The organism is Acinetobacter sp. YH12072 (genome assembly GCF_013419565.1).
GTDB lineage: Bacteria > Pseudomonadota > Gammaproteobacteria > Pseudomonadales > Moraxellaceae > Acinetobacter.
This window is the reverse complement of sequence record NZ_VOZV01000064.1, coordinates 1-7,095: the sequence shown is the minus strand read 5'-3', so window position 1 is coordinate 7,095 and position 7,095 is coordinate 1. Positions and strand designations below refer to the sequence as shown.

Sequence of the window (7,095 nt, the reverse complement as noted above, 5' to 3'; positions counted from 1 at the left end):
GCCGAGTCGTAAAGCTCAGAAAGCTGTTATTGAACAAAGAAATTTAAATCCTGTGCTTGACTCTTGCAGTTAAAAACAGGACATTTTAAATGGTTTATCGCATAGACATTTTAATTGGTGCATAACAGAATCATGTAACTCCAAAATAGAAATGTCCGGTTTCTCCAAAGTAAAAATGTCCGCCTTAGATTCGCATTTATTGCTTATCTTGGCGGACATTCACATGTGAACATGAATCTTGAATAAATAGAGAAAGCTTAAATCAGATTTAAATTAAAACTCTTTTGTCACGCTTAACCCAGCACTCCAGTTACGACCTTCTGCTGGTTCAAAGTAACGGCCTATTGGTTTGGTCATATCATTCACAATAACTGAGCCTGAATAGTTTTTATCAAATAAGTTATCTATACGTGTAAAAGTATTAAAAGCCCAATCATTCACTGTCCAGCTATATCCTATATTTGCTGCAGTAACTGTATAGCTGGGTGCAAAGTCTGAATTCACATCATTTACATAAATCTTATCACTATAACGAACATCTATACCTGCACTTAAACCATTTTCAGGTTTCCAACCCAAGCTTAAGAAAGCCTGATTCTTAGCAATGCCGGGAATATAGTTATCTTTTGGAACTGCAGCTACAGCCCCCTCAGCGGGAATATTTGCATCAAATTTTGCATCAATATAGCTATAGCTGGCTTGTGCTGCCAGATTACGCCACAGGTCTTTACTCCAAGATAGCTCTAATCCTTTTCTTAGGGTTTTATCTGCATTACGGAAGGTTGAACGTCCATTATCACTTCCAGCAGAGACAATGTCATTTTCAGTTGTTGTATAAAAGGCTGCAGCGGTAAATTGTCCAAATGAAGTATCAGATTTCGTCCCAATTTCATAGGTTTCACTTTCTGATGCCTTTAAGTCAAATTTTCGTGTACTTCCATCTGCTGGATAAGCCATTTCGGTAAATGTTGGTGTTTCAAAACCTTGTGCATAGCTTGCATAAGTGATTAATTCAGGAAGAATTTTCCAACTTACTGCAAATGAAGGCAGTACTTGCTCATAAGTCGTTTTACCTGAATTATCGCCATTGCTTAGGTAATGATCTTCAGATTTAAAATGTACATTGCTATAACGCAAACCAGCATCTAAAGTCCAATCTGGCGTAAAGTTATAGGATGCTTGAATATAAGGATCTGTATTCCAAAGCGTATTGTCTTCATCACGACGTAAATCACCTTTAACTCCAAACGTATTTTCACCAATATAGTTGTTATATCCCTTACGATCTTCTGTCATTGCATCAATTGCCACCCCAGCAATGAGTTTTAAATTCGGTAAGATTTCTTTACCTGTCCAACGTATATCTGTTCCATAGAAATTACGATCAAAATCAATGACACCACCTGCATGATTAGCAGGTTCTTGATTTGCTTTTGGAGTTGATTGATATTGAGTTACAGAACGTTGCCCAGCATAGAACATTGCATAAACTTCATTTAAATCATTAATTGGTTTATTCCAAGTTACTCCTGTCTGTATTTGCTCAATTTCCTTGCGAGCGTTGTAATCTAAGACACCTTTTACTGCTTGTTTAGGATTTGCTCGCCATTGTTCACGTGTTAAACCACCTGGATCATCTGCTGTAATTTTGACATAGTTATTGACCCAGTTAATTTTAGAGCCATCGTCCAGATCCCAAGTCAGCTTGGCATTGTTCAGTACTTTATGTGCACCACTATGATCACGGAAACCATCGGTATCAAAATAAGATGAACTGATGATATAGCTTGGTTCAGAAGCATTTTCTGAACCACCTTGTAGCACCAGGTTCGTTTGGCCTTTATTCTGACTGCCACCCGAATATCCCAAAGTGACTGAATCAGGTCCCTGCCCTTCACGGCTTTGTGTCAGGATGGTTCCGCCAGAAGAATTACCATATAGCGAAGAAAATGGCCCACTCAGCACTTCAATATGATCCAAGCTATTCAGGTCAATATTCGAGGTTTGCCCCTGCCCATCCGGCATAGTCGCAGGAATACCGTCTACATATAAACGTACTCCTCGCACACCGAAAGTCGAACGTGCACCGAAGCCCCGCATTGATATCTGTAAATCCTGAGCATAATTTTCGCGGTTATTCAGCTGTAAACCTGGTACACCTTTTAAGGTTTCAGACAGATTTACATTCAGGCTATTCTGTTGTTCCTGATTCAGATAATAGGTAGATGCCGGTGTTTCCAGAATGGCACGATCTGTACGGGTTGCTTCAACCACAATGGGAGCCAGTCGCTGTACCTCTGTAACCGGTTCTTCCGCATAAATTCCTTGACTGATACAAGCAATCAGACAGGATAAAGTCGATTTCATCGGCAACCGCGTGGTATGAAGGTGCATAGCTAATATTCCTAATATCTGGCATTCACTCATGCCATGGGAGTTCAAACGTTTTAAAAATGTCTTATTAATTTTAAAGACTCAGCATCTGCATAAGATCAAACTGAATACTTGCAGGAAAGCCGAGCTAAAGGTTCATGATTTTCTAATCAAGCTTTATTGTCATAACAGCCTGTATTTTGCATAAAAAAGCCTGACAAATCAGGCTTTTTTACTTAACTATAAAACTTCATTATTTATTGTCAGGTAGTGCATAGGCAACCAAAGAGTCACCCATTTTGGTTCCGAAGGAACCATGACCACCCGCCATAATCACAACATACTGCTTACCATTGGCTTCATAAGTCATTGGCGTCGCTTGACCACCTGCAGGTAGACGACCTTTCCACAGCTCATCACCATTAGTTACATTGATCGCACGAATGTAGTTGTCTTGAGTTGCACCAACAAACATCACATTACCCGCAGTCGAGATTGGACCACCTAACATCGGTACACCCATTTTGAATGGAGGCAATGGAATACCTGGCATACTGTCACGGATGGTACCAATACGACGTTTCCAAGCGATTTCATGATTGGTCAGATCAACACCAGCGACATAACCCCATGCAGGTTGCTTACATGGCAAGCCGAATGGAGACAGGAAGGCACTGATTTCAACACCATAAGGCACGCCATACATTGGTTGTACGCCCGCTTCAGTTCCTGCACCTTTGGCAGTTTTCTCACGGTTAGGATCAGCAGGAATTAAGCGAGTCACGAATGGCAAACCAATTGGATTGGTTAATGCGATTTGACGGTCTGGGTTGACTGACATACCACCCCATTCGAATACACCGAGGTTACCCGGGAACACCAACGTACCATTTTCAGATGGTGGCGTATAAATACCGTCATAGTTTAATTTCTTGAACGATACACGACACATTAACTGGTCAAACATAGTGGCACCCCACATGTCTTTATCAGTCAATTTGTCTTTAGGTGCCAGGTTAAAGTCAGAGAATGGTTGAGTTTTTGAATACCACTCGCCCTTAGTTTGCGGACCACGTTTTACTGACTGAGGTACTGGTTTTTCAGTAATAGGAACGATCGCTTCACCTGTACGACGGTCTAATACAAAGGCATTACCGGTTTTGGTCAGCACATAGATCGCTGGAACCATGTTCCCATTTTTGTCTTTGATATCAGTCAATGTTGGCTGTGCTGGTACATCCATATCCCACAAGTCGTGGTGAGTAGTCTGGAAGTTCCAGATCAATTTACCGGTAGATGCATTAATCGCCAGCATAGAGTTTGCATAACGCTCGTCTAGCTCAGTACGGTGACCACCGTAGATATCCGGTGTGCCTACACCTGTAGGTACATAGACAATATCCAACTGTGCATCATAAGCCAATGGCGCCCATGCGTTTGGTGAGTTATTTACAAATTTTTGACCAGGAGCTGGAATCGCGTTTGGATCTTCTGCACCAGTATCAAATACCCATAATAATTCACCGGTATTTACGTCATAACCACGAATCACACCTGAAGGTTCTTCAGTTGAGTAGTTATCCGTTGTTGAACCCGCGATAATGATGGTTGTACCTGTAATCACTGGAGGTGAAGTGGGGTTATAACCGCCTGGATATGGGAATGGCATGTCTTTTTGCAGATCAACTTCACCATTGTTACCAAAGTCAGAACATACTTTACCTGTAGTCGCATTCACTGCGACCAGACGTCCATCATTGACTGGTAAGATCACTTTCTGAGGACATTCAGCAGAAGTTGTTGAGCGTGCAGTCAGACTGCTTTCAAAACCTGCAGTATTGTTCGCATCATAATAAGATACGCCACGACAAGTTAAATGCTGGAAGGTATTGTCCGCTTTCAGTTTAGGATCGAAGCGCCATTTCTCCTTACCAGTCGCAGGATCAAGTGCAATCAGATACTGGTGGGTTGAACACATGAACAGGTTATTCCCCACTTTAATTGGAGTCACCTGATTGGTGGTTTCACCAGAGTCTTTATCTGTTTTAGTATCGCCGGTACGGAATTCCCAAGCCAGTTCAAGATCTTTTACGTTTTCAGAATTGATCTGTTTTAATGGAGAATAACGTAAACCTGACTGAGTACGACCATAAGCTGGCCAGTCTTCATCGGCAATACCTGGAATAGATTGATGAACTGCAGGTTGCTGTGATGTTAATTCGCCACGGATTTCCTGTGGGTCATTAAATACAGAATAAATCATGACAGCAATCGTAATTGCCAGCGAGCCAGTCAGCGCCATTTTTGCAGCTTTGCTGTCACCAAAACCACGAGTCACTGCAGGAATCAGCAGGGCCAGACCGAATAGGCCTAAAATATCTAGACGTGGTGCCAGTGCAAAGAAGTCTGAACCCACTTCCCAAAGACCCCATACCACTGTACCAAGGACCAATACTGCATAAACAATAAGGGCTGTGCTTTTACGTTTTTGTAATAACACGGCTGTCGCCAGGAAGAACAGACCGGCAATGATGTAGTACCAAGACCCACCAAGTGTTGCCAGATATATTCCTCCAAATAGCAGAACCAAACCGAAAATGGCAGCAATAGCTGCCAGAATCGTTTTCAGTACTGAACCTGAAGACGAAGTATTCATATTGAACACCTTTTTTTTGATTTCTTGAACGTCTAAGCACTTAAGCGGCATAGACACCATATTGTTAAGTTCTTAGTTATAAATACATGAATACTTGGAGTATCAGTTCATCAATGCCCCAAAGTAATGGAAGAATCAATTGTGTATTTGCAACTAAAAACTCCGATTAGAACGACGTATTAAACTTGATTCCGCCTACCCAGACATTTTCACCGTCTTTATATGCGCCGACATGATGGACATATTGCAGGTTTGGACGGATGGTTAGCCAGTTAGTTGCATGAATGCCGTAATAGATTTCCGCATCGACTTCTTCACTACGGTTACCCAATACATCATTGTTCATATTGATACGGGCAACACCCAAAGCGATTTCATCCTGTGGGCGGGCATTCATCGCACCTTTGTAGACAAGACCGACATTTTGCATATCACTAACTTGGTTGGTTTTAGAGTCATGAACAGTGACGTTCACGAAACCGCTTAAACCTCGTGATGTATCCCCTTGATGTGAAGTCAGCTGTTGCTTAGCTACAATCCACCCCCCGTGATGATGACCAGTTTGGATTTGTTCATCTTGTGGAGTCACGCCATCAAATATTCTGGCATCAGCGGTACTGTAGTAATACCCGGCACGATATTCACCGGGCAGTTTTTGCTCACCCAGTTTCGGTGTCCACACCACTTCTGCAGGAATGATCGCGCCTTTAGATCCGTCTGTGCTCAGGTTAAAGCCTTTGCCACGATTCTCAGCATTTTCAGGGTTATATTCATAGACACCGACCTGGGTATAAACTTCCGGGGTAACGTTATATTTAACCCGCGCAGCCCATTGAGAAACCGGCCAGTTATACCATTGATCCCCTACCCAGTTACCCACTTGTGAACCGCACAATGCCAGATTCTGGAAGTCACAATCAAAACTGTTAAAGTCTTCACCTTCACCAAAACGTCCGACTTTTACATCCAGTTTTTGATCCAAGAATTGTTTCTTGATCCAGAAATCTGTTAGACGCCAAGTTTGACCGCGACCCCATACTTCCTGAACTGAACTTAAATGTCCTGTAAGCGCATCAGAAGTATTCGAAAGGTTGCGACCATCACGATGAGTTACTGTAATTTGTGCTTCAGTGTCTTGCCAGCCAGCAATTTTTTCCAGATCCAGATGAGTACCCAGGTTTAACTGACCTGTATATTCTGTGCCATGGCTATTTGAGCGTTTCGCGTCAAGTAAAGTCGCCATTTCACCTGTATATCCAAAGCTAAAATCATAGCCCTGCTCTTGAAGCTGGATACGTTGACCATTCCAGTCACCCAACATCCACGGACTTTCTGCACTAAATGCATCAGCGGCCTGAGTAGTTGTATTTGCCAATAGCAATCCAACTAAGGATGTATAGACAGCCTTAGATAAGGGAGAAATAGACATTAAATGCTTCACCTTAATCACATTTTTACTAAATATAGTACACTCATTTAATTTTTTAGTTTCAAATAATGAAGGAAAAGTATTAATAATGTTATGAAGTTTAGCTAATCTAATTCTTTTGTTAATTTTAATTTAAGAAAATTTTAAATTTTAAATTCAATAATTTAAGATAAAATAAATATAATATTAATAAAAATAATACTACCTATAAATATTTTTTCTACATCAGTTCTTTTGTACAAAAATTTACCAATTCGAATTGCGTAATAAAAAAATATTTGGTCTTTTGCTCATTTTATATACTAAAACTTGATGGTCATTGCCGTTCTATTCTTGGGTTTCTTAGCGAGGAAAATTGAGAAAAAACTAGATCTATATAGGTACTTAAACCCATTAAATAAGATAAAGAGTGATATCTGCTAAATAAAGTTTAAATATATGTAAAAATTATAATTATTGGCTATTCATATTAGATTATAGATGTATATCTTGTTTAATTCTTTCTATCAATAACCCGAATCCTGCTTAAGCCGATGACTTCATAATTTGAATTGTTGGCTTATTTTTATGGATCAGTTGATATGCACACAAGGACGCGTAAATCCCTCCTAGAAATCCATGAACACTACGTGCTTTG

General features: G+C 40.7%; 3 protein-coding genes and 1 pseudogene. All 4 read right to left on the bottom strand.

All coding sequences use genetic code 11. The annotated features are described in order from the left end of the window. Positions 1-273: 273 nt before the first annotated feature. Positions 274-2,394: a TonB-dependent receptor gene (locus tag FTU19_RS15560; protein WP_180131851.1), complete on the bottom strand. Its 2,121-nt coding sequence runs from the start codon at positions 2,392-2,394 to the stop codon at positions 274-276. A gap of 232 nt (positions 2,395-2,626) precedes the next feature. After that, a complete protein-coding gene (locus tag FTU19_RS15555) occupies positions 2,627-5,029 on the bottom strand; it encodes a glucose/quinate/shikimate family membrane-bound PQQ-dependent dehydrogenase (protein WP_180131848.1) in 2,403 nt (800 codons plus the stop codon). A 166-nt stretch (positions 5,030-5,195) separates the two neighbouring features. Continuing rightward, positions 5,196-6,458 carry a carbohydrate porin gene (locus tag FTU19_RS15550; RefSeq protein WP_180131846.1) on the bottom strand — a complete coding sequence of 421 codons (1,263 nt, stop codon included), beginning with the start codon at positions 6,456-6,458 and terminating at the stop codon, positions 5,196-5,198. A 525-nt stretch (positions 6,459-6,983) separates the two neighbouring features. Further along, a pseudogene (locus tag FTU19_RS15545) lies at positions 6,984-7,095 on the bottom strand (IS982 family transposase); the annotation flags it as partial.

Coding starts and splice junctions, on each gene's coding strand:
- FTU19_RS15560 (WP_180131851.1), bottom strand. CDS start 2,394: ATGCACCTTCATACCACGCGGTTGCCGATGAAATCGACTTTATCCTGT.
- FTU19_RS15555 (WP_180131848.1), bottom strand. CDS start 5,029: ATGAATACTTCGTCTTCAGGTTCAGTACTGAAAACGATTCTGGCAGCT.
- FTU19_RS15550 (WP_180131846.1), bottom strand. CDS start 6,458: ATGTCTATTTCTCCCTTATCTAAGGCTGTCTATACATCCTTAGTTGGA.